Origin of the sequence: Kosakonia arachidis (assembly GCF_900116535.1) — a bacterium.
In the GTDB taxonomy this organism is placed as follows: Bacteria; Pseudomonadota; Gammaproteobacteria; order Enterobacterales; family Enterobacteriaceae; genus Kosakonia; species Kosakonia arachidis.
This window is the reverse complement of sequence record NZ_FPAU01000002.1, coordinates 155,856-180,834: the sequence shown is the minus strand read 5'-3', so window position 1 is coordinate 180,834 and position 24,979 is coordinate 155,856. Positions and strand designations below refer to the sequence as shown.

16 protein-coding genes and 3 pseudogenes are annotated in these 24,979 nt (G+C 56.0%); 10 read left to right on the top strand and 9 right to left on the bottom strand.

Going from position 1 to position 24,979, the window contains the following annotated elements; translation table 11 throughout:
- Positions 1-116 precede the first annotated feature (116 nt).
- The 7 genes and pseudogenes from BM427_RS08960 to BM427_RS08930 all read right to left on the bottom strand — a co-directional run.
- Positions 117-695 carry a TetR/AcrR family transcriptional regulator gene (locus BM427_RS08960; protein ID WP_167518563.1) on the bottom strand — a complete coding sequence of 193 codons (579 nt, stop codon included), beginning with the start codon at positions 693-695 and terminating at the stop codon, positions 117-119.
- A gap of 85 nt (positions 696-780) precedes the next feature.
- A complete protein-coding gene (locus tag BM427_RS08955; protein WP_090120981.1) occupies positions 781-2,220 on the bottom strand; it encodes an efflux transporter outer membrane subunit in 1,440 nt (479 codons plus the stop codon).
- Position 2,221: 1 nt separating this feature from the next.
- Positions 2,222-5,386, bottom strand: coding sequence for an efflux RND transporter permease subunit (locus BM427_RS08950; RefSeq protein ID WP_090120980.1), 3,165 nt, complete (start codon positions 5,384-5,386; stop codon positions 2,222-2,224).
- Between the two features lie 2 nt (positions 5,387-5,388).
- Positions 5,389-6,528 carry an efflux RND transporter periplasmic adaptor subunit gene (locus tag BM427_RS08945; RefSeq protein WP_090120978.1) on the bottom strand — a complete coding sequence of 380 codons (1,140 nt, stop codon included), beginning with the start codon at positions 6,526-6,528 and terminating at the stop codon, positions 5,389-5,391.
- Between the two features lie 354 nt (positions 6,529-6,882).
- Positions 6,883-7,337: pseudogene (locus tag BM427_RS08940) on the bottom strand (transcriptional regulator ChbR); the annotation flags it as partial.
- Positions 7,338-7,411: 74 nt separating this feature from the next.
- Positions 7,412-8,557 carry a porin gene (locus BM427_RS08935; RefSeq protein WP_090120976.1) on the bottom strand — a complete coding sequence of 382 codons (1,146 nt, stop codon included), beginning with the start codon at positions 8,555-8,557 and terminating at the stop codon, positions 7,412-7,414.
- 460 nt (positions 8,558-9,017) lie between these two features.
- A pseudogene (locus BM427_RS08930) lies at positions 9,018-9,599 on the bottom strand (NAD(P)H-dependent oxidoreductase); the annotation flags it as partial.
- A 113-nt stretch (positions 9,600-9,712) separates the two neighbouring features.
- Between BM427_RS08930 and BM427_RS08925 the strand changes: the two are divergent.
- The 7 genes from BM427_RS08925 (at position 9,713) to BM427_RS08895 (ending at position 21,584) form a co-directional block, all read left to right on the top strand.
- Positions 9,713-10,300 (top strand): TetR/AcrR family transcriptional regulator, encoded by a 588-nt coding sequence (locus BM427_RS08925; protein ID WP_090120975.1) that lies wholly within the window; start codon positions 9,713-9,715, stop codon positions 10,298-10,300.
- 65 nt (positions 10,301-10,365) lie between these two features.
- Positions 10,366-11,628 carry a nitrate regulatory protein gene (locus tag BM427_RS08920; protein WP_090120973.1) on the top strand — a complete coding sequence of 421 codons (1,263 nt, stop codon included), beginning with the start codon at positions 10,366-10,368 and terminating at the stop codon, positions 11,626-11,628.
- A 293-nt stretch (positions 11,629-11,921) separates the two neighbouring features.
- Positions 11,922-13,178, top strand: coding sequence for a CmpA/NrtA family ABC transporter substrate-binding protein (locus tag BM427_RS08915; RefSeq protein ID WP_090120971.1), 1,257 nt, complete (start codon positions 11,922-11,924; stop codon positions 13,176-13,178).
- 10 nt (positions 13,179-13,188) lie between these two features.
- Positions 13,189-14,073 (top strand): nitrate ABC transporter permease, encoded by an 885-nt coding sequence (ntrB, locus tag BM427_RS08910; protein ID WP_090120969.1) that lies wholly within the window; start codon positions 13,189-13,191, stop codon positions 14,071-14,073.
- Positions 14,074-14,083: 10 nt separating this feature from the next.
- A complete protein-coding gene (locus tag BM427_RS08905) occupies positions 14,084-14,878 on the top strand; it encodes an ABC transporter ATP-binding protein (RefSeq protein ID WP_090120967.1) in 795 nt (264 codons plus the stop codon).
- A gap of 34 nt (positions 14,879-14,912) precedes the next feature.
- Positions 14,913-17,825 carry a nitrite reductase large subunit NirB gene (nirB, locus tag BM427_RS08900; protein ID WP_090120965.1) on the top strand — a complete coding sequence of 971 codons (2,913 nt, stop codon included), beginning with the start codon at positions 14,913-14,915 and terminating at the stop codon, positions 17,823-17,825.
- A gap of 18 nt (positions 17,826-17,843) precedes the next feature.
- On the top strand, positions 17,844-21,584 hold the full coding sequence (locus BM427_RS08895; protein WP_090120964.1) for a bifunctional nitrate reductase/sulfite reductase flavoprotein subunit alpha: 3,741 nt from the start codon (positions 17,844-17,846) through the stop codon (positions 21,582-21,584).
- Positions 21,585-21,702: 118 nt separating this feature from the next.
- Here the strand turns inward: BM427_RS08895 and BM427_RS08890 are convergent, their stop codons facing one another.
- On the bottom strand, positions 21,703-22,224 hold the full coding sequence (locus BM427_RS08890) for a surface-adhesin E family protein (protein ID WP_090120962.1): 522 nt from the start codon (positions 22,222-22,224) through the stop codon (positions 21,703-21,705).
- Positions 22,221-22,829 carry a hypothetical protein gene (locus tag BM427_RS08885; protein ID WP_090120961.1) on the bottom strand — a complete coding sequence of 203 codons (609 nt, stop codon included), beginning with the start codon at positions 22,827-22,829 and terminating at the stop codon, positions 22,221-22,223. Before BM427_RS08885 ends, BM427_RS08890 begins: the two co-directional genes overlap by 4 nt.
- A gap of 179 nt (positions 22,830-23,008) precedes the next feature.
- On the opposite strand from BM427_RS08885, the gene BM427_RS08880 reads away from it, so the two are divergent.
- The 3 genes and pseudogenes from BM427_RS08880 (at position 23,009) to BM427_RS08870 (ending at position 24,919) form a co-directional block, all read left to right on the top strand.
- Positions 23,009-23,350 carry a nitrous oxide-stimulated promoter family protein gene (locus BM427_RS08880; protein WP_090120959.1) on the top strand — a complete coding sequence of 114 codons (342 nt, stop codon included), beginning with the start codon at positions 23,009-23,011 and terminating at the stop codon, positions 23,348-23,350.
- A 1,010-nt stretch (positions 23,351-24,360) separates the two neighbouring features.
- Positions 24,361-24,555, top strand: a pseudogene (locus BM427_RS25980) (hypothetical protein); the annotation flags it as partial.
- Positions 24,473-24,919 carry a hypothetical protein gene (locus BM427_RS08870; RefSeq protein WP_090121715.1) on the top strand — a complete coding sequence of 149 codons (447 nt, stop codon included), beginning with the start codon at positions 24,473-24,475 and terminating at the stop codon, positions 24,917-24,919. The pseudogene BM427_RS25980 and the gene BM427_RS08870, both read left to right, overlap by 83 nt.
- The last annotated feature ends 60 nt before the right edge of the window (positions 24,920-24,979 follow it).

The window sequence follows — 24,979 nt, the reverse complement described above, 5'->3', positions numbered from 1 at the left end:
TTAGCATTCCATTCTATGAGGGTATTTATTTTCCGAGCCAGACAATGAATCGTCACGAAATTATACTCCGTACTGCCAGAACCTAAGCCGGTGCATGCGAAATAAATCCGTTTCTTTCAGGAGATCGGCTGGCTGCCAAAAATCAGCGTATTAAGACGCTGCAGTTCATTTTCATTGAGTGGCTGATCGTAAACCACCCGACAAATAAAGCCATCGATAAGCGTCAGCAGCAGGCGAATTTGCACCCGGCTAAACGGTTGCTGCGTTTCGCTATTCAGGATCTCGCTGTTTCCGGCCAGAAAACTTATGGTCTGTTCTTCTTCATCTGCTAATATTTTTCGCACCTGTTCATTTCTCGATGCTTCCGAATAACTCTCCAGCAACAGTGAGTATTCGCGCTGACTCCAGCCGGACCAGAAAACGGAGTCAATATTAATGAGATCGCTCAGCGTCGTATCAGAACGTAGCTGGCGAAATAAAAACGCTCGCCATTCCGTAGCGACATTTTTTACCACCTCATTAATCAGCGCCTCTTTACTGTGAAAATCACGATAAAGCTGGCCAGCACCATAGCCTGAGCGGCTGAATAACTCGGCCATACTGCATCCATGAAAGCCGTGCTCACTGAAACACACCTTTGCCGCTTCAATGATTTGCTGTTTGCGCGCGCAGTTGCGTTGTTGATTCGTCCCCATATCCATCTTCCTGCTCCGGTCAAGAAAATGCCCCCGACAGTTTAGAGCCTATCTTATTAGGCTCTTAGCCTGGCGGGGGGGATTTTTACTGTTGCAGTTCCGCCGTTTTTTCCTTCAGCGCAGTACCGCCGCCCATCACTTTATACAGCGTAATCAGATTGGTGTAATACTCCTGCTGTACGCTGACCAGCGAGGTTCTGGCCGTATATAACGTGCGCTGTGCATCAAGGGCGTTCAACCAGGTGTCCACACCCGTGCGGTAGCGCAGATCCGCCAGCCGGTAATACTCTTTGGCCGCTTTAGTATTATTTTTCTGCGCGGTAAGTTGATCGTTAATTGTACCGCGACGCGCCAGCGCATCGGCGACTTCCTGGAAGGCCGTCTGCACTGATTTCTCATAGGCTGCGACATAGTACTCTTTCTGCGCTTTGGTGTAGTTCAACTGAGAAAGGTTATAGCCGCCGGTAAAGATGGGCAGTGAAATACCTGGCGAGAAGGACCATACCCCGGCACCGTGTTTAAACAGCGACGACAGATCGCTGCTTGCCGCGCCGCCGCTGGCGGTCAGTGTGATGCTCGGGAAGAAATTCGCCCGCGCCGCGCCAATACTGGCATTGGCCGATTTCAGATTATGCTCGGCTTCCAGCACATCCGGACGATTAAGCAGCACATCGGAAGAGATACCCGCCGGGATCTCTTTGAACGCATTCGCCACCGCATCAATGTTTTCCGGGATCAAGTTATCCGGCACGGTCTGCCCAACCACCAGATCGAGGGCGTTTTTATCCTGCGCCACGCTGGTCTGGTATTTCGCCACATCGGCGAGCGCCGAATGGTACGTCGTGGCGGCGGAAGAGACATCCACCATTGACGCAGTGCCGTGACGAAGCTGCGTCTGGGTGACTTCCATCGATTGCCGCGCGCTTTCGGCTGTCTCTTTTGCAATCACCAGGTTGCTTTTATCCGCCGCCAGCGTCAGCCAATAATCCACCGTGTTGTAGAGCACCGTCAGGCGAGTGCTGCGCGCCCCTTCGACAGTACCCAGCCAGGTTTCAAACTGCTCGCGCGTCAGGCTCTGGTTTTTGCCAAACAGATCCAACTCAAAGGAACTGGTGCTGGCATCACCTTCATAGCTGGAGGTCAGAGCGGTCTGGTTCCCGGTGCCGCTGTTACTGAGCGAACGGGCACGGGTACCATTCAGCCCAGCATTGATGGTCGGGAAGAGAGACGAACGCTCTTCGCCATACTGCGCCCGCGCGGATTTCACACTGGCGACCGCTTCCCGCAGGTCGCGGCTACTGTCGAGTGCCATCGCCACTACTTTGCGCAGGCGGGCATCAAGAATGTACTGCTGCCAGTCGATATCGCGATAGTTATTCCCCTGGATACCTTTCAGGGAGGCATAAGCCTCCCCGGCAGGAAGCTTGCCGCTGACCGGCGCAGTTGGCCTGTCATAATGGGGATCCAGCGAAATACAACCCGCCAACAAAAACGGTACGCATACTGCCAAAATTCTTGCTGACATCTTATTCTCCTGATTTTTCTGTCGTTTCGCGCGCTGCCTTGTACTCCTCCGGCACGGAGGGGAATACGCGTCTGACCAGCACGAAGAACAGAGGAACAAGGAAAATGGCCAACAAGGTAGCGGCGATTGTCCCCCCGATAATCCCCGTCCCGATGGCGATTCGGCTGTTAGCGCCAGCCCCGGTTGAGATAGCCAGCGGCAGAACACCTGCGGTAAACGCCAGCGATGTCATGATGATCGGGCGTAAACGTGTGGTGGCAGCGTGAATCGCTGCCGCCATCAGATTTTCGCCTCGCCGGTAGTTTTCCTCCGCGAATTCCACGATCAGAATCGCGTTCTTCGCCGACAGGCCGATGATAGTCAGCAGCCCCACCTGGAAGTAGACATCGTTCTCCAGCCCACGCAGCGTGATGGCTAACAGAGAACCAAACACCCCGAGTGGAACCACCATCATGACGGAAAAGGGCACTGACCAGCTTTCATACAGCGCTGCCAGGCAGAGGAAGACGACAATCAGCGAAATACCATACAGCGACATGGCCTGATTCCCGGCCAGGCGTTCCTGATAGGAGAGGTCGCTCCACGCATAGGTGGTGGCTCCGCCAGGCAGGGCGTTGGCCAGTTTTTCCATGGTGTTCATCGCTTCCCCGGAACTACTGCCGGGCGAGGCCTGCCCCTGGATCTCATAGGAAGAGAGGCCGTTATAGCGAGAGAGTGCATCCGCACCATAAATCCAGTGTGCAGAAGCAAACGACGAGAACGGCACCATGGTGCTGTTGCCATCGCTGTCAGTGCCGCGTACGAACCAACTATCGATATCCTCCGGTTTACTGCGGAAGGCCGCATCGCCCTGGATGTAGACTTTTTTCACCCGTCCACGATCCGAGAAGTCATTCACATACGTTCCGCCAATAGCCGAACTGAGAGTACTGTTGATATCGCTGATAGAGACACCCAGCGACTGCGCTTTCACGTCATCCACGTCAACCTGCACTTGCGGCAAGTCCGGCAGTGAGTTCGGGCGCACGCTGGAGAGCGTCGGATCCTTCGCCGCTTCGGCCAGCAACTGATTACGCAGTTTCAGCAACGTATCGCGGTCGGTGCCGCCGCGCGCCTGCAACTCGAAGGTGAAACCGTTCGACTGGCCCAGGCCGCTTATTGACGGCGGCGTCAGCACGAAGATCTGCGCATCACGGATCGAAGCGAGGTTCATCATTGCCCGCCTCGCGATCGCATCGGCACTGTTCTCTGCGCCTTTACGCAGATCCCAGCTTTTGAGCGAGATAAAGCCCACCCCGGTGTTCTGCCCGCTACCCGCAAAGCTGAAGCCATCGATCAGCATGCTGACGTTGACGTTATTTTTCTCTTTGGTCTGGAAGTAGTTCTGGATCTGTTTACGCACTTCGAGGGTGCGACTCTCCGTCGCACCGGGCGCCAGCATGTACTGCACCATGATGTAGCCCTGATCTTCGGTCGGCAGGAAACCTGTCGGCAGACGTACGTACATCACCGCGCAGCCAATTAACAGCACACTGTACAGCGCCAGATAACGGCCCGGGCCATGCAGGACTTTCGCTATGCGCTGGTGGTAACGCCCCTGTAATTTCTCGTAGCTGCGGTTGAACCCGCCGAAGAAACCTTTACCGGCATTTTCATGATTGTGCGGTTTCAGCAGCGTGGCACACAGGGCAGGGGTGAGCGTTAACGCGATGATCACTGACAGCGCCATTGACGAGACGATGGTGATAGAGAACTGGCGGTAAATCACCCCCGTGGAACCGCTGAAGAAGGTCATTGGCAGGAACACGGCGGAGAGCACCATGGCAATACCAATCAGCGCCGCCGTGATCTCCTTCATCGATTTTTCTGTCGCTTGCCGTGGCGGCAGCCCTTCAACCCGCATTACGCGCTCGACGTTTTCCACCACCACGATAGCGTCATCGACCAACAAGCCGATGGCGAGCACTACCCCGAACATCGTCAGGGTATTGATGGAGTAGCCGAAGGCCGCCAGCACGCCGAAGGTTCCTAGCAGTACCACCGGTACGGCAATTGCCGGGATCAAGGTGGTGCGCAGGTTTTGCAGGAACAGGAACATCACCACTATCACAAGGGCGATCGCTTCGGCGAGGGTTTTCACCACTTCCGCAATGGAGATCTTGACGAAGTCGGTACTGTCGAGCGGGTAGTCAATGGCATAACCGGCAGGCATAGAAGTGCGGAACTCATTGATGGTGTTTTTAACCCGTTCAGCGGTGGATAAGGCGTTCGCACCGGAGGCCAGTTGAATGGCAATACCCGCGGCCGGGTGGCCGTTGGCCAGTACGTTGGTACTGTAATCTTCGCTGCCCATTTCAACCCGGGCGACATCACTTAAGCGGACAACAGAACCATCGGTTTGGGTTTTCAACACAATATTGCGGAACTGTTCCGGCGTTTGCAGACGCGAACGCGAACGCACGGTAGCGACCAGTTGCTGCTCGCCGCTTGCTGGTTGCGCGCCTAACTGCCCGGATGAGACCTGGGTGTTCTGGCTCTCCAGCGCACTTTCCACATCGGAAGGCATCAGCGAGTAGGCGGCCAGCTTGTTCGGATCCATCCAGATACGCATGGCATATTCCGAACCAAACACCTGCACGTTACCCACGCCATTAACACGCGCCAACACATCCTGCATGTTGCTGACCAGGTAGTCAGAGACATCCGAGGAGGTGCTTTTGTTGGTCTTGTCATACAGCGCCATGACCAGTAGGAAGTCGCTTTGCGCTTTTTGCACGGTAACGCCTTGCGCGGTGACTTCATTTGGTAAGCGGCTTTCCGCCTGCTGGACTTTGTTCTGCACCTGCACCTGCGCAATATCCGGGTCGGTACCCTGCTGGAAGGTGACGGTGATTTTGACCTGGCCCGTAGACGCGGTACTGGTGGAGGAGAAATAGAGCATACCGTCCAGACCGGTCAATTGTTGCTCAATCACCTGCGTAACACTGTTTTCCAGCGTTTCCGCTGACGCACCGGTATAGGTGGCCGAGATACTGATCTGCGGCGGCGCAACATCGGGATACTGGGCAATCGGCAGGTTATTAATGCTGATAATGCCAAGCAGCATAATGACAATCGAGATAACCCAGGCAAAGATCGGGCGACGGATGAAAAACTGAGACAGCATGATTACTTCCCTCCGTTTCCATCACTGGATTCGGGAGCGCCGACTTCCACCGCTTTCACTATCATACCCGCATGCACTTTGCTGGTGCCTTCGGTGATTAACCGGTCGCCGCTCTGTAGCCCTTGGGTTATCAGCCATTTATTGCCAATCACCCGGTCGGTAGTCACCTCGCGGCTTTCCACTTTATTCTCTTTATTCACCACCAGCGCAGTGCCATTGCCTTTAGCATCACGCGTGATCCCTTGCTGCGGCGCAAGAATTGCTTCGCTGCGCACACCGTTAGTGACAGTGGCGCGCACAAACATGCCTGGCAGCAAATCGTGTTCCGGGTTCGGGAAGACGGCGCGCAGCGTCACGCTGCCGGTGGACTCATCAACAGAGACTTCGGTCAGTTCCAGTATACCTGGATGCTGATACTGGCTGCCGTCATCCAGCGTCAGGGTAACGGGAACCCTGTGATCGCTGTTCTGCAACTGCTGTTTTTTCAGTTTCAGCAGTTGTGTGCTCGATTGCGTCAAATCGACGTAGATCGGATCAAGGGTACGGATGGTTGCCAGCGCCGTGGTCTGGCTGGCGGTGACCAGTGCGCCAGGCGTAACCGAAGAAATACTGATGCGGCCGGAAATCGGCGCTTTGACTTTGGTGTAACCGAGGTTGATTTTGGCGCTCTCCACAGCGGCACGATACTGGGCGACGGAAGCCACGTTTTGTTTGTAGGTAGCCATGGCGTCGTCTGCATCCTGCCGCGATACGCCATTCTCTTTCACCAGCGCGGCGTAACGCTCTGCTTTCAGTCTGCTGCTGTTAACAACCGCCACTGAATTTTGCAACTGCGCGACGGCTTCATCGTAGCTTGCCTGGTACGTTGCCGGGTCAATCTCGTATAGGACCTGGCCCGCGACAACATCATCTCCTTCTTTAAATAACCGTTTCTTGATGATGCCATCGACTTGCGGGCGAACATCAGAAACCATGGTGCCAGTGACGCGCCCTGTCAGATCACTGAATAGCGTTACTGGCTCGGCCTTCAGTGTGACCACGCCAACCTGCGCAACCATCGCACCTGCATTTGTTTCCGGTTTTTGGTCGCAGGCGACAATCAGACATGCCAGCACGGCCACCATTATTCTTTTCAATGCCATTTGCAAACCTCGGTAATGAACGTTCATTCTCATTTTTGAGGATAGCAAAGCGAAGGCGAAAAAATATACGGGCAAAAGTGAAGATATGAAGGATATTTGCTTACAGGCGGATACGTTTACATGCCACAGGTACGGCAAATAGAGTGTCATCAAGACACAGGAAAATGCGGCGCAGCGCGCCGCAAAGGGCGTTATGTCCAATCGCGGAAGTTGCCGGGCCGGTAGCCGCGTTCGGTAATGGCGTATTCGTGATGTGGAATGTTCACATAGTGCCGGTCTGCTTACGATATAGGGGGCGTTGATCACTTCACAGGCGGCATCTGTGACGGTGGCAATGAAAAGTGCCCGTCACCGTTACTGATTGATTTCCGTTAATTGCTTGCAATAGTTATTGGGCGTAAATGAAGTTATTTCTTAAAGGTTTTAATAATTAAGCTTGGGCTGCTGTAGCTAGCCTCCCGGGCAATAACTGTCACCGAATAGTGGGGCATTTCCAGCGCATATTCGCCAAACTGCGTTTTATCATGCATTGTTTCGACGGTCATTTTCAGCCATTGCGGAACGTCATCAATAACCGATTCTTCACGGTAGTGGCGCAGCCGGTTAATCACGTAGAATGCGACGGCTTCGATAAATGCATCCAGACCGTTTTCGCGGAAATTCAGTGAGGCGATAACCGTTTCGGCATACACCATAAAGGCGTTGCTGGTGCGATAGGACTGCGAAGCGACAAAGCAGAAGAGCAGCAGCGCCAGATTGTGCTGTTCAAAGAACTGTTTACTGATGCCGACATTCAGAATGCGCGAGGCGAGTACACCTGTACGCGGAAAAATGTAGATGGGGAAAACCCCCGCACGTACGCGCGGGGGAGGATCCGCGAGGATCAGAAGTCGTAGCGCAGACGCACGATATTCATATCGCTCAGGTTGTCGGTGCTGGAGGTAAACACGTGTTCGTAATCGACACGGAAACCATAATCCAGTTGGAAAGTCACACCGACGCCGTTATCAATACGTTGATAGTTGCGGCCAGTGGTATATTGCAGACGGTCGCCCATTACGTACGGCTGAACATATTTAAGCGCGTACTGGCCAACCGGGATTTTATAACCGGCAAAGTATTCAACCCCCCAGGCATCGCCCGCGAAGTAGTTTTGCACGTCGGATTTTTTGGTCAGCAGGAAGTTCTGATACCAGCCGCCGCCGAACGATAAGGTCCAGTTATCCGGCGTCCAGCTCAGCGCGGTACCGAGGATATTCTGATCGTACGTTTTGCTGTCGTCCGTTGACGGCAGACTCATTTCCGCACGGGTGTAGTTCCACGCCGTACCCCATGTCAGGGTGTCAGTCAGGTGATAATCGACACCCAGTGAACCGCCGCCTTTACGTTTGTAACGTGTGCCGTTGCCTGGCAGATAGTCTGAATCATCGAACAGGTAAGAGGCATAAATATCCGCGTCACCAACGGTCTTCTTATATTTGAGCATATTACGTGAGCGATAAGAGCCGTCGTAGTCACCGTTAATACCATTGCCAGGAGCCTGGGCCTTCATGTCGTAATCCCAGACATCGGTTTTCACACCCACGACATCGTAATAAATGCTGTTCTGCTGACCGTAGGTGAGCGTCCCCCAGGTTTTGCTTTTCAGCCCGGTGTAGAGCATGCGGCGGGTCGTATTCCGCGCACCTGTAGCATAGTGATTATCCCAGTCAAAAAGCGCCGGAATGTTCACGCCGAGTTCGTAATAGTTAATCCAGCTAATATCATCAAACAGATAGTAATCGGAGGAGAAACGAAAACGGGTACCGCCGTCATAACCGTTACGTTTGTACGAGCCTTTGTCACTGTTGCCCATGGCGTCATCGAACTCAGGGCGGATCGAGCCACCGACGGTAAAGTTCAGACGGCTCAGCGGGTCGCCGGCCTGGGGATCCTGTTTCAGCAGAGTAATTTCTGCCTGCGCTGCGAAAGACATCATTGCCACTGCTGCACCGATCGAGGCTGTCAGCATTTTTAATTTAATATTCATTTATTTTTCCTCGGGAATGCTACTCACTATTAGCGCGGGCATAATAATTTGCGAATATGACAGTTCGGTTTCAAAAATTAGAGATTTGTGCGCTTAATTTATTTAAATGTATATAAAAGTAACGCCTGGTTTCTATCTCTTTATATTTTGTTGAATACATGTCTGGCGGTAATTTTTCTCGTTTTAAAGCAAAAAAGCTCGTTTTGCTAAAAATGATATGCGCCGATAAAAAAAGCACAGATTGTTAAGTGTTTTGTTGCTGACTGAGAGTAAAACGTGCGGACAATAATGAGATCCGGTAGTACTAACGCGCTTGAAATATCTTACCGAACAGTCATGTTCGGTTTTTTTTGCCTTAAGTGTTTCGCGGTATAGCGGGTGAAATACTTATTCTGTCGCGCTTATTCCGCAGCGATCTGTTAACTCTCCTAAATAAATATTTAGCCGCCGGAGAGCGGCGGCTAAAAACGTTGCGGCCAATATCCTTTGCCTGTTGCAACGCCGCTTCCGCGCTGCCAAGATCCGGCAGCATCAGCGCGGCATTGGTCAGCACCGGCGCGCCGCAGTAATCAAAAATACCGTGCGCGATTTGCGTGTTCCAGGATTGCGCATAACCATGCTTTTCGAAGGTTCTACGATCGGCACCACCCAGCGCCACGAGGTGGATCGGCAAATGGCCGAGCTTTTTAATCACTTTACCTTCGCCGCCATCCGCATAGGCCCAGCCGTTGCTAAAAACGCGATCGATCCAGCCCTTTAGCAGCCCCGGCATCGTCCACCAGTAAATAGGAAACACCAGCACCAGTGCATCGGCTCTGTCGATACGTGTCTGTTCGGCGAGCACATCAGCGGGCAGCGGCGCGGTTTGATTGAAAGCGGCGACATCCGCTGCCGAAAAACGCGGGTCAAATCCTTCTCGCGCCAGGTCGGCGATTTCCGCGCTGTGTTGCCCCTGCTGACGAATACCTTCAGCGACGGCCTGCGCCAGAGCGTGCGTTAATGAACTTTCATGCGGGTGTGATACCACGATCAAAGCGTGCATGCGAAACCTCCTCGGTTGCCATCCGCGATGAACGGACGTAATCTTACATACCAAAGGTAACCTACCATTGGTAAGTTACCTTTGGTATATAACTTTGTCAACGGAGAAAGAGGATGACCGTAACAGGTACACGACAGCGCCTCACGCGGGAAGCGCGTTTTACGCAACTGGTGGCAGTAGCCTGGCAAATCATTCGCGATGAAGGCACGGAAGCGCTGACACTGAGCCATCTTGCTGAACTCGCCGGTGTCACCAAGCCTGTGGTTTACGACCATTTCACCAGCCGCTCCGGTCTGCTGGCCGCGCTGTATCGTGAATACGATCAGCGGCAGAACCAAAAAATGGATGATGCGCTGCGCACTGCCAAAGCCGAACTGGCACCTCGGGCGACGGTGATTGCCACTGCCTATATCGAATGCGTACTGCTGCAAGGGCGAGAAATGCCCAGCGTACTGGCCGCGCTGGCAGGCACGCCGGAGCTGGAAAAAATACGCCGGGAGTATGCCGCCGATTTCATTGAGAAGTGCCGTGCGCTATTCGCGCCATTTTGCGCGCAGCCGTTACGTGATGCTGCATTGTGGGCCATGCTCGGCGCAGCGGAAGGGGTGTCATGGGCGGCGGTACAGGGCGCAATAACCGAAGCGCAAGCCAAAGATGAGCTGGAAGCGGTGATTATCGCGATGGTTCAGGCAAGCGTATAACCTGTACTTTTCGTCCTGGCGCGTTGCTTGCATTAACTCCGGCATGACTTCCGGGGAGTACACGCATGATTGCCAACTCATCAACCACCATTCGTTTTTTGCTGGCATCACGCCAGTGTGAACTGAACAGCCTGCGTTATCTGCTGCAACGCGGTGAGCTGGTAGGCAAAATCAGCCAGCTGGTGCATATGTTGCAACGCGAGCGCGGCACCTCGAATATGTTTCTTTGCGCGGGCGAAGGGCAGTTTGCCGATGAGCTTTCCCTTCGTGAGCGCGATGTTGCCCAGGCGCAGGCACCTCTGCTGGCACAACTCGACACGCTGGAGAGTCAAATCGCAACCAGCCCGCAGGCCAGCCGCCTGTTCAGCCATGTTGCCAGCGTGATCTATGCGCTCAGCCTGCTGCCCGCGCTACGCCAACAAATCCGCCAACGCAAACTGCCGCTGCCTCAAGCAATGAGCTTCTTTAACGACATTATTCGCCATTTGCTGTCGCTGGTGTTTGAACTCACCGATACCGCCGCTGAACCGGATATCTCCCGTGCGCTGATCGCCATGTTCAGTTTTATGCAGGGGAAAGAGTTTGCCGGGCAGGAGAGAGCGATTGCCGCCGCTGCGTTTGCTGCCGGTCAATTCAGCGAAGAAACCCGGCTAAAGTTGCTCGATCTGATTGAGCACCAGGAGCGCTGCTTCGCCACTTTTGCTGATTTTGCCGATGAGCAACACCGACTGCGCTGGCAGCAGGTGCAGACCGACAGCCAGTTTGAGCGCCTGCGACGCATTGCCTGTACCGGGCGTGAGGGATTTGCGGCGGACAGCGGTTTACGCTGGTTTGCGCTCGCCACTCAACGCATTGATGCGATGAAGCAGGAAGAAGATACGCTGGCGGAGACGCTGATGGCGCACTGCCGCGCGCGCATTGCGGCGGCTGAACAAGCCAGCCATCAGCAACAAGCCGATATTGAAAGCCTGATGCCGCAGCCGGAAGAAGAAGAGAGCCGCTATTCCGTGTTTATCGACAATCATGGCTGGCTGGAGAGCGGTGGCGTGCGTCCACAGCTCGGGCGTTCGCTTCTGACGCTGGTGCAACAGCAGTCGCGCCGCTTACAGGCGCTGGATACCGAGCTGGCGGCCCTGCGGGAAACACTCAACGAACGCAAACAGATTGAGCGCGCCAAAAGCCTGCTGATGCAGCATCGCCAGCTCAGTGAAGAAGAGGCCTATAAAACCCTGCGCAGCATGGCGATGAATCAGAACAAAAAGCTGGTGGAGATAGCCGGTGCGATGCTGGCGGTCGCGGATGTTTTTCCACTACTCCCTAGGGAGTAGCTGCACATCCGGGGTGCGAAATGTGCTCTCCGGCAGTGCGAAAACGTAAGGCATCCGCGCCTTGCAAACGGGTTAATTTTGCGCAAAGCGCTAAATTACGCCTGTTGAAGTGATATCACTCATTCTGGCACAACCCTTGCTTTATCCATTAAGAAATTAACATAGACGCACTATCGGCCAATGGCGGTCGGTGCCGCGTCAACCGGACAACGGCGTCCATAAGCGTGCAGCTTTGCACTGGCTTATGGACGCCGTTTTTTTTTGCATCCGCAACGGTGAGCAAGAGGGTGGCAATGAGCGATGGCAACAAAGGTATGACGGTTTCCCGTCGGCAGTTTTTACTGGGCAGCGCGGCGCTGGGCAGCAGCCTGCTACTGCCTGGGGTGATCAATCGCGCATGGGCCGCAGGCTCAGATGCGCCGGAACTGAGTGAAATCCGCGTCGGTTTTATCCCGCTGACGGATTGCGCCTCGGTGGTAATGGCCGCCGTTAAAGGCTTCGACAAAAAATATGGCATCACCATTGTGCCGAGCAAAGAAGCCAGTTGGGCCGCAGTCCGCGACAAGCTGGTTTCCGGTGAACTGAATGCATCGCACATTCTCTACGGCCAACTTTACGGCCTACAAATGGGGCTTTCCGGGCCACAAACCGAGATGGCGGCGCTGATGACCATCAACCAGAACGGACAGGGGATCACGCTGGCAAACCAGCTGCACGAAGCGGGCGTTAATGACTTAGCCACGCTGCAAAAATATATCGCCGCCAGCCCGGCGGGTACGTACACCTTCGCCCAGACTTTTCCCACCGGCACGCACGCCATGTGGCTCAACTACTGGCTGGCCAGCGCGGGCATCAATCCGCTCAACGACATTCGCAGCGTAGTAGTGCCACCACCGCAAATGGTGATGAACATGAAGATCGGCAACATGGTCGGTTACTGCGTGGGCGAACCATGGAACCAGCGCGCCATCAGTGATGGCATCGGTTTTACCGCTACTACCACTCAGGATATCTGGCCGGATCACCCGGAAAAAGTGCTCGGTACCCGCGCAGACTGGGTAGCCAAAAACCCCAACAGCGCCCGCGCGCTAACCGCTGCCATTCTTGAGGCTTCGCGCTGGATTGACGCGTCCGACGATAACCGCCGTGAAACGGCGCAGGTGATTGCCGGGCGCGCTTACCTCAACACCAAAGAGGAAACCATTCTCGGGCGCATGCTCGGCCAGTACGAAAACGGCCTGGGAAAAAGCTGGAAGGATGAACACGCGATGCGCTTCTTCCACGACGGTTCCGTCAACTATCCGTGGCTCTCTGACGGCATGTGGTTCCTCACTCAGCATAAACGCTGGGGGCTGCTCACCAGCGATCCCGATTACCTCGGCGTCGCCCGTAAGGTTAACCGTATCGACATCTACAAGCAGGCCGCTGCTGCAGTCGGTAACGTCCCGCTACCGGGCAGCGACATGCGCAGTAGCGTCTTGATCGATGGCATTCGCTGGGATGGCAGCAACCCTGTCGCCTATGCCAGCGGCTTTAGCGTAAAGAAATAGGAGGTCGCTGATGAAAAACCAGGCACAAATTATCCCCATTCCCCGCGAAGAAATGGTGCAGCCGCGTGTAGAAGCCGAGATCGTAACGCTGCCCAGCAAACCAGCAGTGCGCCGTTCACCGCTGTTACGCCCGCTGATGCAACGCGTACTGCCGGGGCTGCTCGGGATTGGCCTGTTGATCTGCCTGTGGCAGGTGGCGGCGCTCAACAGTAAAAACTTTCCTACACCGTGGCAAACCTGGCAGGCGGCGCTGGAGATCTTTGCCGATCCATTTTATATCTCCGGGCCGAACGATCAGGGCATTGGCTGGAACGTGCTGGCCTCGTTGCAGCGCGTGGCGGTAGGTTTTGGTCTTGCGGCGCTGGTTGGCATTCCTGCGGGCTTTTTGATTGGCCGCTTCCGTTTTGTCGCCAATATGCTCAACCCGCTGATCTCACTGCTGCGCCCGGTCAGCCCGCTGGCCTGGCTGCCGATTGGTTTGTTGCTGTTTCAGCGTGCGGAACCTGCCTCAAGCTGGACGATTTTTATCTGCTCGATCTGGCCGATGATCCTCAACACCGCTGAAGGCGTGCGGCAGATCCCACAGGATTACCTGAACGTTGCGCGGGTACTGAAGCTTTCGGAGTTTGCCATCATGCGCAAAATCCTGCTGCCCGCCGCGCTGCCCGGCATTCTTACCGGCATGCGCTTATCCATTGGCATTGCCTGGCTGGTGATTGTGGCGGCAGAAATGCTGACCGGCGGCATCGGTATCGGCTTCTGGATCTGGAACGAATGGAACAACCTCAATGTGCAAAACATCATTATCGCCATTGTGGTGATTGGTGTGATCGGCCTGCTGCTGGAGCAGGGGCTGATGTGGATTGCCAGCCGTTTTAACTATACCAGCCGCTAAGGAGGCCCCGATGCGTACCAATCCGATTATTCAGGTTCAGCAGGTCAGCCAGCGATTCAACACCCGCAGCGGCGAGTTTCTCGCGCTGGATAACGTCAGCTTTGATATCCACGCCGGTGAAACCTTGAGCCTGATTGGCCACTCCGGCTGTGGGAAATCAACGCTGCTAAATCTGATTGCCGGTCTGACACGGCCCACCAGCGGCGGCCTGCTGTGCAATAACCGCGAAATCGACGGTCCAGGGCCGGAGCGTGGCGTGGTGTTTCAGAACCACTCTCTGCTGCCGTGGCTCACCTCCTATGACAACGTAGCGCTGGCGGTTCGTCAGGTTTTTCACCGTGAAATGAGCAAAGTCGAGATGCACGAGTGGATTATGCACAACCTCGATCTGGTACAGATGAGCCACGCCTGGAACAAGCGACCGCACGAAATCTCCGGCGGCATGAAACAGCGTGTCGGCATTGCCCGCGCGCTGGCAATGAAACCCGCCGTATTGCTGATGGACGAACCCTTTGGCGCGCTGGACGCTTTAACCCGCGCCCATTTGCAGGATGCGGTGATGGAGATCCAGCAGCGTCTGCGTACCACCATTGTGCTGATTACTCATGACGTTGACGAAGCAGTGCTGCTCTCCGATCGGGTGATGATGATGACCAACGGCCCGGCGGCAACGGTCGGCGAAATTATGGAAGTGGCGCTGGAACATCCGCGTTCGCGCGTGGCGTTGGCCGATGACGCGCAGTATCAGCGCTATCGCCAGCAGGTTCTGCAATTTCTGTACGAGAAACAGCCGAAAGCGGCCTGATGTCTCTGTCACTCGTTCGATAAGGATTCAGATGATGAAAAAGCCGATTTTAGCCGTCATTGGGCACGGCATGGTCAGCCACTATTTTCTGCAACAGCTGGTGGAACGCGAACTGCATCAGCACTACGACATTGTAGTGTTCGGCGAAGAGCGTCTGCCTGCGTATGACCGCGTCCACCTCTCGGAATACTTCGCCGGGCGCAGCGCCGAGTCGCTCTCGCTGGTTAGCGACGGTTTCTTTGCCGACAGCGGCATCACCCTGCGTAGTGGCTGCAAAATTGTCGCTATCGATCGCGAACGTCGCTGTTTGTGCGACGAACAGGGCGCAGAAACTTACTACGACACGCTGGTGCTCGCCACCGGTTCTTACGCCTTTGTGCCACCGATCAGTGGCAATAACCGTGCTGGCTGCCTGGTTTATCGCACCCTCGACGATCTGGACGCTATCGCCGTGCAGGCGAAAAAGGCCAAACGCGGTGTGGTGATCGGCGGCGGATTGCTGGGACTGGAAGCGGCCAACGCGCTGCGTCAGTTAGGGCTGGAAACCCACGTTGTGGAGTTTGCCCCGCGTCTGATGGTGGTTCAGCTTGATGAAGGCGGCGCGATGATGCTGCAACGCAAGATTGAAGCACTTGGCGTGCAGGTGCATACCCGCAAAGAGACGCGGGAAATCGTTGATGGTGAGCAGGCGCTGCATCGCCTCTGCTTTGCTGACGGTAGCTGGTTGGAAACCGATTTGCTGCTCTTCTCGGCCGGTATTCGCCCGCGCGATGAGCTGGCGGAAAGCGCACAACTGCAAAAAGGGCCGCGTGGCGGCATCGTGATTAATGACCAATGCCGCACTTCCGACGAGTCGATTTTTGCCATTGGCGAATGCGCATTGTGGAATGGGCAGATTTTCGGCCTTGTGGCCCCCGGTTACCAGATGGCGCGCAGCGTGGCGGACACGCTGGCTGCGCGCGACACGCCGTTTACCGGCGCAGACATGAGCACCAAACTGAAGCTGCTCGGCGTTGAAGTTGCGTCGCTTGGCGATGCGCACGGTAAAACGGAAGGTTGCCAGAGTTATCAGTGGACCGACGGCCCGCATGAGATCTACAAGAAAATTGTCGTCTCCGCCGACGGCAAGCGGCTGCTCGGTGCGGTATTGATTGGCGACAGCGCCGATTACAGCATGCTGTTGCAAATGATGCTCAACGGCATGGCGCTGCCTGCACAGCCGGAAACGCTGATTTTACCCGCCCGTTCCGGCGATGCGCCGAAAGGCCTCGGCGTGGCAGCGCTGGCTGCCAGTGCGCAAATCTGCTCCTGCCACAACGTCAGCAAAGGTGACATTGCAGCGGCGGTCGCCAGCGGCTGCACCGAACTGGGGGCAATAAAAAGCTGCACCAAAGCCGGGACCGGCTGCGGCGGTTGCGTGCCGTTGCTGAAACAGGTGATGGAGCACGAGCTGCAACAGCTTGGCGTCGAGGTGAAAAAAGATCTCTGTGAGCATTTTGCCTGGTCGCGCCAGGAGCTATATCACCTGATCCGCCTGCACGAGATCCGTAGCTTCGATGAGCTAATTAGCCGCTTTGGTAAAGGCCACGGTTGTGAAGTGTGCAAACCGCTGGTCGGTTCCCTGCTGGCCTCCTGCTGGAATGATTACCTGCTCAAACCGCAGCATCTGCCCTTGCAGGATACCAATGACCGCTTCTTCGCCAATATCCAGAAAGATGGCACTTACTCGGTGGTGCCGCGTATTCCGGCAGGCGAAATCACGCCGCAGGGCTTGATCGCTATTGGTGAAGTCGCGCAGGACTATAACCTGTACACCAAAATCACCGGCGGCCAGCGGGTAGATCTGTTTGGCGCGCGGCTGGAGCAACTGCCCGCGATCTGGGAGAGGCTGATCGCCGCCGGGTTTGAAACTGGCCATGCATACGGCAAATCCCTGCGCACGGTGAAATCCTGCGTCGGTTCCACCTGGTGCCGCTACGGCGTGCAGGACTCCACCGGCATGGCGATTACGCTGGAGAACCGCTACAAGGGGCTGCGCTCGCCGCACAAAATCAAAATGGCCGTTTCTGGCTGTACCCGCGAATGCGCTGAAGCGCAGGGCAAGGACATTGGCGTGATCGCTACCGATAAAGGCTGGAACCTGTATGTTTGCGGCAATGGCGGCATGAAGCCGCGCCATGCGGACTTGTTCGCCAGCGATCTCGACAGCGAAGCGCTGATCCGGACCATCGATCGCGTGTTGATGTTCTATATCCGCACCGCCGATCGTCTGCAACGCACCAGCACCTGGCTCGACAATATGGAAGGCGGACTTGCGTACTTACAACAAGTGATCCTGCATGACAGCCTGGAGATTGGCGCGGAGCTGGAGCGTGAAATGCAACAGGTGGTGGATGCTTACCAGTGCGAATGGAAAACCACGCTGGATAGCGCGGAAAACCGTCTGTTGTTCCGGGGTTTCCTCAACAGTGAGCGCCCGGATGAAGCGGTGGTGATGGTGCCAGAGCGTGGGCAGATCCGTCCGGCCAGAAGCGAGGAGAAATCCGCGAAAGCGACAACGCTACCGCTGGCCGAAGCCGAATGGGTTCACGTTGGCGCGCTGGCGGATATTCCGGCCAACACCGGGGTTGCCGCGCGTCTTGGGCAGCAGCAGATTGCGCTGTTCCATCTGCCCGCCAGCGAGACGCAGATTTTTGCACTGGATAATCGCGAGCCTGGCAGTGAAGCCAATGTGCTGGCGCGCGGTCTGGTAGGCGATAAAGAGGGCGAGCCAATCGTGATTTCGCCGCTCTACAAACAGCGTTTCCGGCTGTGCGATGGCGTCAGCCTCGACGACGCCTCGCTGCGGGTACGCGTCTGGCCAGTCAACATCATTGACGGGCATATCTGGGTTCATCGTCAGCCGCTGACCGCGAGCACTTTCCCGGCGATTGCCGAAGCGTTATAAGCCGCAACGGGGGCGAAAATGGATGTAAAAAGTGTGTGCCCTTATTGCGGGGTAGGCTGCGGGCTGGTTATGAAAGTGGAAAACCAGCGCATTATCGATGTAGTGGGGGATAAAACGCACCCCACCAATCAGGGGCGTTTATGCACCAAAGGCAAAAGCTGCGCGCAGGCGATTACTGCGGAGGGCCGGCTGGATCGTGCATGGCTGCGCACGTCGCGCCAGCAGGAGCCTGTGCCGGTCGGCATCGACAGCGCCATCACGCAAACCGCACAACGGCTGCGCACCATTATCGATAACCACGGCCCTGATGCGCTGGCGCTGTATGTGTCCGGGCAAATGTCACTGGAAGCGCAGTATCTGGCGAACAAGCTGGCAAAGGGGTTTATCGGCACGCAACATATCGAGTCCAATTCGCGCCTGTGCATGGCCAGTGCCGCCAGTGGCTATAAGCTGTCGTTGGGGGCTGACGGGCCGCCAGGATCCTATGATGATTTCGATCGCGCCGATCTCTTTCTGGTGATCGGTGCAAATATGGCCGACTGCCACCCGATCCTGTTCCTGCGGATGATGGATAGGGTTAAAGCAGGCGCTAAGCTCATTGTCGTCGATCCCCGCCGTACCGCCACGGCGGAGAAAGCCTCACTGTTTTTACAGATCAAACCCGGCACCGACCTCGCGTTGCTGAATGGTCTGCTCGGCTTGCTGGTGCAGAACGGCCAGATTGATGAGGCGTTTATTGAACATTGCACTGAAGGCTGGCAGGCAATGCCGGATTTCCTGCAGGACTATTTACCGCAGCAGGTGGCTGAACGTACCGGGCTTGCAGAGGCGGACATTCGCCAGGCGGCGCAGTGGATTGGCGAAGCCACTGAGTGGATGAGTTGCTGGACGATGGGGCTGAACCAGAGCACCCACGGCACCTGGAGCACCAATGCGCTGTGCAACCTGCATCTGGCGACGGGGGCGATTTGTCGCCCCGGCAGCGGCCCTTTCTCGCTGACCGGGCAGCCAAACGCGATGGGCGGGCGCGAAGTGGGCTATATGGGGGCCGGATTGCCCGGCCAGCGCTCGCTACTGGTAGAAAAAGAGAGGGCCTTTGTCGAGCAACTCTGGCGGCGTCCGCCGGGTTCACTGCGTAGCGACAGCGGCCACGGCACGGTGTCGATGTTCGACGAGATGCGCGCCGGAAAAATTAAAGCCTGCTGGATAATCTGTACCAACCCGGTCGCCACGGTGCCCAATCGCCAGAAAGTGATTGCTGCCCTACAACAGGCGGAACTGGTTATCACCCAGGATGCATTTCTCGATACCGAAACCAACCGCTATGCCGATATTCTTCTGCCGGGCGCGTTGTGGGCGGAAGCCGAAGGGGTGATGATCAACTCCGAACGCACCATGACGCTGATGCAACAGGCGGTTTTGCCGCCGGGCGAGGCGCTGGCCGACTGGCAAATTATCGCCCGCGTGGCCTGTGAAATGGGCTATGCCGATGGCTTTACTTACGCCAGTGCCGCCGAAATCTTCGACGAGATCCGCCAGTCGTATAACCCGGATACCGGCTATGACATTCGCGGTGCCAGCCATGCGCGGCTGCGCGAGATGCCACTGCAATGGCCATGCCCGCCGGGCGACACCGCGCAACGCCACCCGATTCGTTATCTTCAGCACGCCACCACGGCACGGGTGCGTTTCGCTACCGCCAGCGGCAAGGCGCAATTCTTCGCCCGCCCGGATCTGGCACCAGTGGAGATGCCGGACGACGAATTTCCGCTGGTGCTGAATACCGGGCGCGTCCAGCACCAGTGGCACACCCTGACGAAAACCGGGAAGATCCCGATGCTCAACCAGCTCAACCCCGGTCCGTTTGTTGAAATCGCACCGCAGGATGCCGAACGGCTTAACATTCGCGCGGGGGATCATGTGGATATTCGTTCCCGGCGCGGACGGGCAACGCTGCCTGCAGTGATCACTGATAGGGTCAGCCCCGGCAACTGTTTTGCGCCGTTTCACTGGAACGATCTGTTTGGCGACACGCTGGCGATCAACGTGGTGACCAGTGACGCCGTCGATCCTATTTCACTGCAACCGGAACTGAAACATGCCGCCGTCGCGCTGATGCGCAGCGCACAGCAGCCAGTAGTGAGCGAAAAACCTGCCGTAACAGCGCAAGCCACGCCGGGCGTGCTGCTGGTCTTATGGGCGTCGATGACTGGCAATGCGCAGGCCTTTGCCCGCCGCTGCGCCGGGCAATTTCTCGATGCCGGACAGGCGATAAAACTGCGGGAGATGGATAGCGTCGGCGTGGCCGATATTGCCGCTGCCTCGCATGTGTTGCTGGTCGTCAGTACCTTTGGTGATGGCGATCCGCCGGACAACGGCGCGGCGCTGTGGACGGCGCTGCAAAGCGACAGCGCGCCTGAACTCACCGGCACTGCCTTTTCCGTACTGGCTTTTGGCGACGCCAGCTACGATCGGTTTTGCGGCTTTGGCCGCAAGCTTGATGCCCGGCTGGAAGCGCTGGGCGCGCAACGGCTGGTGGCCCGTTATGAATGCGATGCGGGCGATAATGCGCCAGCGCAGCAGTGGCTGCATGCGGTGCAGCGCGCGCTGCTCGGTGAGGTAATAGCGGAAGTCAGCGAAACGCAACCAAAGCCCGGCTTTAGCCGTCATCAACCATTAACTGTTCCACTGGTGGTGAACCAGCGGTTGAATGCGTCGTTGGCGCAAAAAGAGATCCGCCAGTTTGTTTTTGATCTGCAAGGCAGCGGGATGCACTACGAAGTGGGCGATGCCCTCGGCGTCTGGCCAATCAACTGCCCACAGGAGGTTGATAAGATACTGCACCTGCTGGAGCTGGACGCGCAAACGCCGGTGCAACTGAGCGATAAAGGCGAAATGACATTGCGTGAAGCGCTGACCAACGAGATGGATATCACGCGCATCACCCCGGAAATCATGCGATTTGTTTGCGAGCAAACCGGCAACGCGGAGCTAAAAACACGCCTCGACAACACCGGGGAATTATCGCAGTGGCTGTGGGGACGCCAGCTTAGTGATCTGCTGCAGATGTCCCCGGTTCGCGCCCCGGCGCAGACGTGGTTGTCGGTGCTGCGCCGTTTACAGCCGCGTTTTTATTCTATCTCTTCCAGCCCGCAGGTTTCGCCGCAGCAGGTGGCGCTAACGGTCGCGACGGTGCGTTATGGCGAAGGAAATAAGCGTGGCGGCGTCTGCTCGACGTTTCTTGCCGATCGCGCGACCCGTGCGGCGGTGTTTATTCACTCGTCGCCACACTTCCGCCTGCCTGCCAATCCGCAAACACCGGTGATCATGGTTGGCGCTGGCACGGGTATCGCGCCGTTTCGCGGCTTCTTACAGGAACGACAGGCCACTGCTGCTGCGGGGCGTAACTGGTTATTTTTTGGCGAGCAACATGCGGCGACGGATTTCTGGTATCAGGAGGAAATGGAAGCCTGGCAGCGCGACGGCGTCCTGCACCGTCTGAGCACGGCGTTTTCCCGCGATCAGGTGGAGAAAATCTATGTCCAGCATCGCATGGTGGAAGAGGGGGCGGAGCTGTGGCGCTGGCTGTGCGACGGTGCCTGTTTTTATGTCTGCGGCGATGCCAGCCATATGGCGAAAGATGTCGACGCGGCACTAAAACAGGTGGTGCAAACCTTTGGCGGCATGAATGCCGATGAGGCCAGCGACTGGGTGGCGGCACTGGTGCGGGAAAATCGCTATCAGCGCGATGTCTATTAAGCGTAGATGCAGCCGACACGGCGGGTTTTCAATCGCCGACATTCGTGACGTTAGCCAACAGTGGGCGATGCTCGGTGGCATCTGCCCACTGTAGCCCGGTAGCATTCTGTGCCGACGACTATTTTCCGTTCTGTAACACAGTTAACAGATCCGGTGTTTGCGTATCGCGTTCGGGCTCTGCGGGCAGGCGATCCGCCGGGAGCTTACACAACAAGCCTGCCGTCAGTCCGATCAAGGATGTTGGCGGATAATCCTGCCACTGTCCTGGCGTGTTCATGCGGGCGATTTTGTCGCCAGTGGCAAAATGCTCTGAAAAGAAAAGCTTATGTACATGGGCGAACTGGTGTGTATCACAGTTTACAACCAGGCTTTGGCGTTCGCTGCGAATCATCATCAGCGGATTCTTTTTCACCGGCATGCCTTTGTTGTAGTTATGAATCACGTCAATACGGCGCAAATAGGGATTGCCGTCGTAAAGGGAAATGGTGCGAAAATCGAGATAGCTGACGCCGCTGCTGAGTGTCACGAACTTAACGACCCGCTTGGGTGGTGTTTCCTCTTGCGTAACGGTGGCGCCAGGATGGCTGGTGCAGCCGGACATCAGCAGCAGTGCTGAGCCAATAAACAGAGATTTTTTCATTTTTGCTCTCCTTGCAGATCCGGGCGCACCGCCAGTAACTCGTCCTTGCTGACCTTGCCTTGAATCGAGCAGCGCAAAAAGGTTTTACCTTCGCTCACCTCCAGCATAGCGAGTTTTTCCACGCTATCTGCTGCCGGAGCAATACCGCTGACGGCGGTTTTGTTGACCCGCCATGTTGTCTCACCGGCGCGCTTGATCAGCGGATTGCCGTAATAGCCGTCAGTGACTTTTTGCCAGTGAACATCAGGCAACGCAGCTATCACCACAGAGATGGGCTCTTCGATCACCCATCCCCAGAAGTAATAATCGCCCAATTTGCCCAGTGACTCCTGCGACCTGTCAAAGCCAGAAATAGTAAGCTGATTTATGCGCAGCGGCTTGCTAAACCAAACGGTATCGGAGCCATCTTTCGGCGCGGCAAACCAGGCGTGATGCTGCTTATCCGTCACCAGTGGCGCAGTGTGCGCCAGCGTTGCCCGCTGCTTATAGAGTTCATTGAAAAAAGTGCTGTCGCAACGCAGCAAACTTTCGGTCAGCGTTTGCGCCTTTGCGGCTCCCGTCATCGTCAGCGTGAGCAGTGTCAGGTGTAGAAAAAAAGATTTCATGGTTGTCCTTAAGGGTATGCGCCGTTTGTTATTGCGGCTCCATTTTTTCATCATCAGCAGAAGTGCGTAACAGGTATCGGCATGAGAGGCCTGGCCTTTACATGAAAACGCGGCGGGTGTGGTTTTTTGCGCATTTATTAAGGTGTATTATTTATGCATCTTAACTATTGGTGACGTGTATGGCTGGCACCCGGATCCTGCGAGAAAAACTGACTATCCGCAAAATGATTGCCCTTTATCAGCGCGCCTGCCCGGATGCGGTCAGCAGCGAATCGCACTATGCGGATTTGTATGCCTATGCGGAAAAACGGCTGGATAAATGCGTGTTCGGTGAAGAGAAACCGGCCTGCAAGCAGTGCCCGGTGCACTGTTACCAGCCGGCAAAGCGTGAAGAGATGAAGCTGATTATGCGCTGGGCGGGGCCTCGCATGTTGTGGCGACATCCGGTGTTGACGGTGCGTTATTTGATTGATGATAAGCGCCCGGTGCCGGAGTTGCCGGAGCGGTATCGGCGGAAATAGGTTTGGTTGCCGCCCGGCAATTGGCTCTATCGGGCATGTGTAATATTGTGGAATTATTCTGTTCGCCAGAAGAGCGGCATTTTTGGAAGGATCGTGGAATTATTCCGTTCACCAGAAGACTGGCAGATACTTACGCTTTATCTCCCGTGAAGGGGATAAGGGGAGCTACCGCGCTCCCCTTATCAATCCCCGCGGCCCCGCGGGAAATCGGTGCTGCGCACTGCGCTCACCTCCCGGTCATCTGTCTGCGGTCGGCTCAACTCGACGTCGTGTCTCGGTTCGCCTCTGGCCGCCATCCCTGGCGTCCAGCCCTTGTCATCTGTCCTTCGGCTCGCCGATTTCAGCGGGGACAAAAACCATCGCTTCAGCCTTTTTGTTCGTTGGAAGAAACGGTGTCGCTGGCGGGTATTGGGGATATTGAGGACTTATTCCGTTCACCAGAAGACTGGCAGATACTTACACGTTATCTCCCGTGAACGGGATAAGGGGAGCTACCGCGCTCCCCTTATCAATCCCCGCGGCCCCGCGGGAAATCGGTGCGTTGCACTGCGCTCGCCTCCCGGTCATCTGTCTGCGGTCGGCTCAACTCGCCGTCTATGGCTCGGTTCGCCTCTGGCCGCCATCCGTGGCGTCCAGCCCTTGCCATCTGTCCTTCGGCTTGCCGATTTCAGCGGGGACAAAAACCATCGCTTTAGCATTCTTGTTTATTGCATGAACGGTGTCGCTGCCGGGAAATGCCTGGTGGCGTGAATGCTTACCGGGCTTGCCTGGCTCGCAGGCACCCTGAATTTGAATGCTTTTATGCACTAATTTTGCGAAGCTGCTTCCGGGAATGGTAATCCCTTCATCAAGTTAGCTATAATCCCTTGCCGCCTGTACGTGTTAGTTCTATGTTCTCTCCGCGCCTGCAAAATCAGGCGTCGGGTTTAGCATCCTGATTAACCTTATCGGCGACATTTTACTGTCGAGCGTTCTGTCTCATCTCAATGGTGGGCTGAGCGGGGGCACCGCAAGGTGCGCCGGTTTCCGATAAGGCCGGTAATGCTAACTCCGTTCAGCCCGCCACCAGTGAAATTAGCATTTCCGGTGGTGGTGTTTTTATCACTTATCGGAGGCTGCCTTATGGCTACAATCCCAACCCTGACTCACGCCTTATTTACCACGCCGTTCAGCCACTGCACGGATTTCACCGAGCTTGCAGATAACTGCGAGCGTTTTGCCGAAGCGCTGGCGGAATGCGACGATCCACAACAGAAAATGGCGCTCTGCGGCAGGCTTTCTGCCTGTCTTACCCTGCTGCAACCTACGCTTCTTGATCCTGTTCCGGAACATTTAAAAGCCAGTCTGACCGTTGAAAATGTTCCTGGCTGTTTCCCGCTATTTGAGCCGGAAGCCGACCAATTGTGTGGCTATTGTCAAACCCTGACACAACTGCTGATGAGCGGTACGTTAGCACCTAAATCTGAAAGCGTTGTGCGGGATTTGCTGTACAGACTGGTCGATTTTTTTGCTGATACGATGAAAGCTCCGCGCTGGTTAAAACAGGGTGACACGATTATCGAACTCTGAAATGGGGCCTTTTGCACTGTTCTTACAGCGATGCCTGTTTATGTATGAATAAAGGTGCTG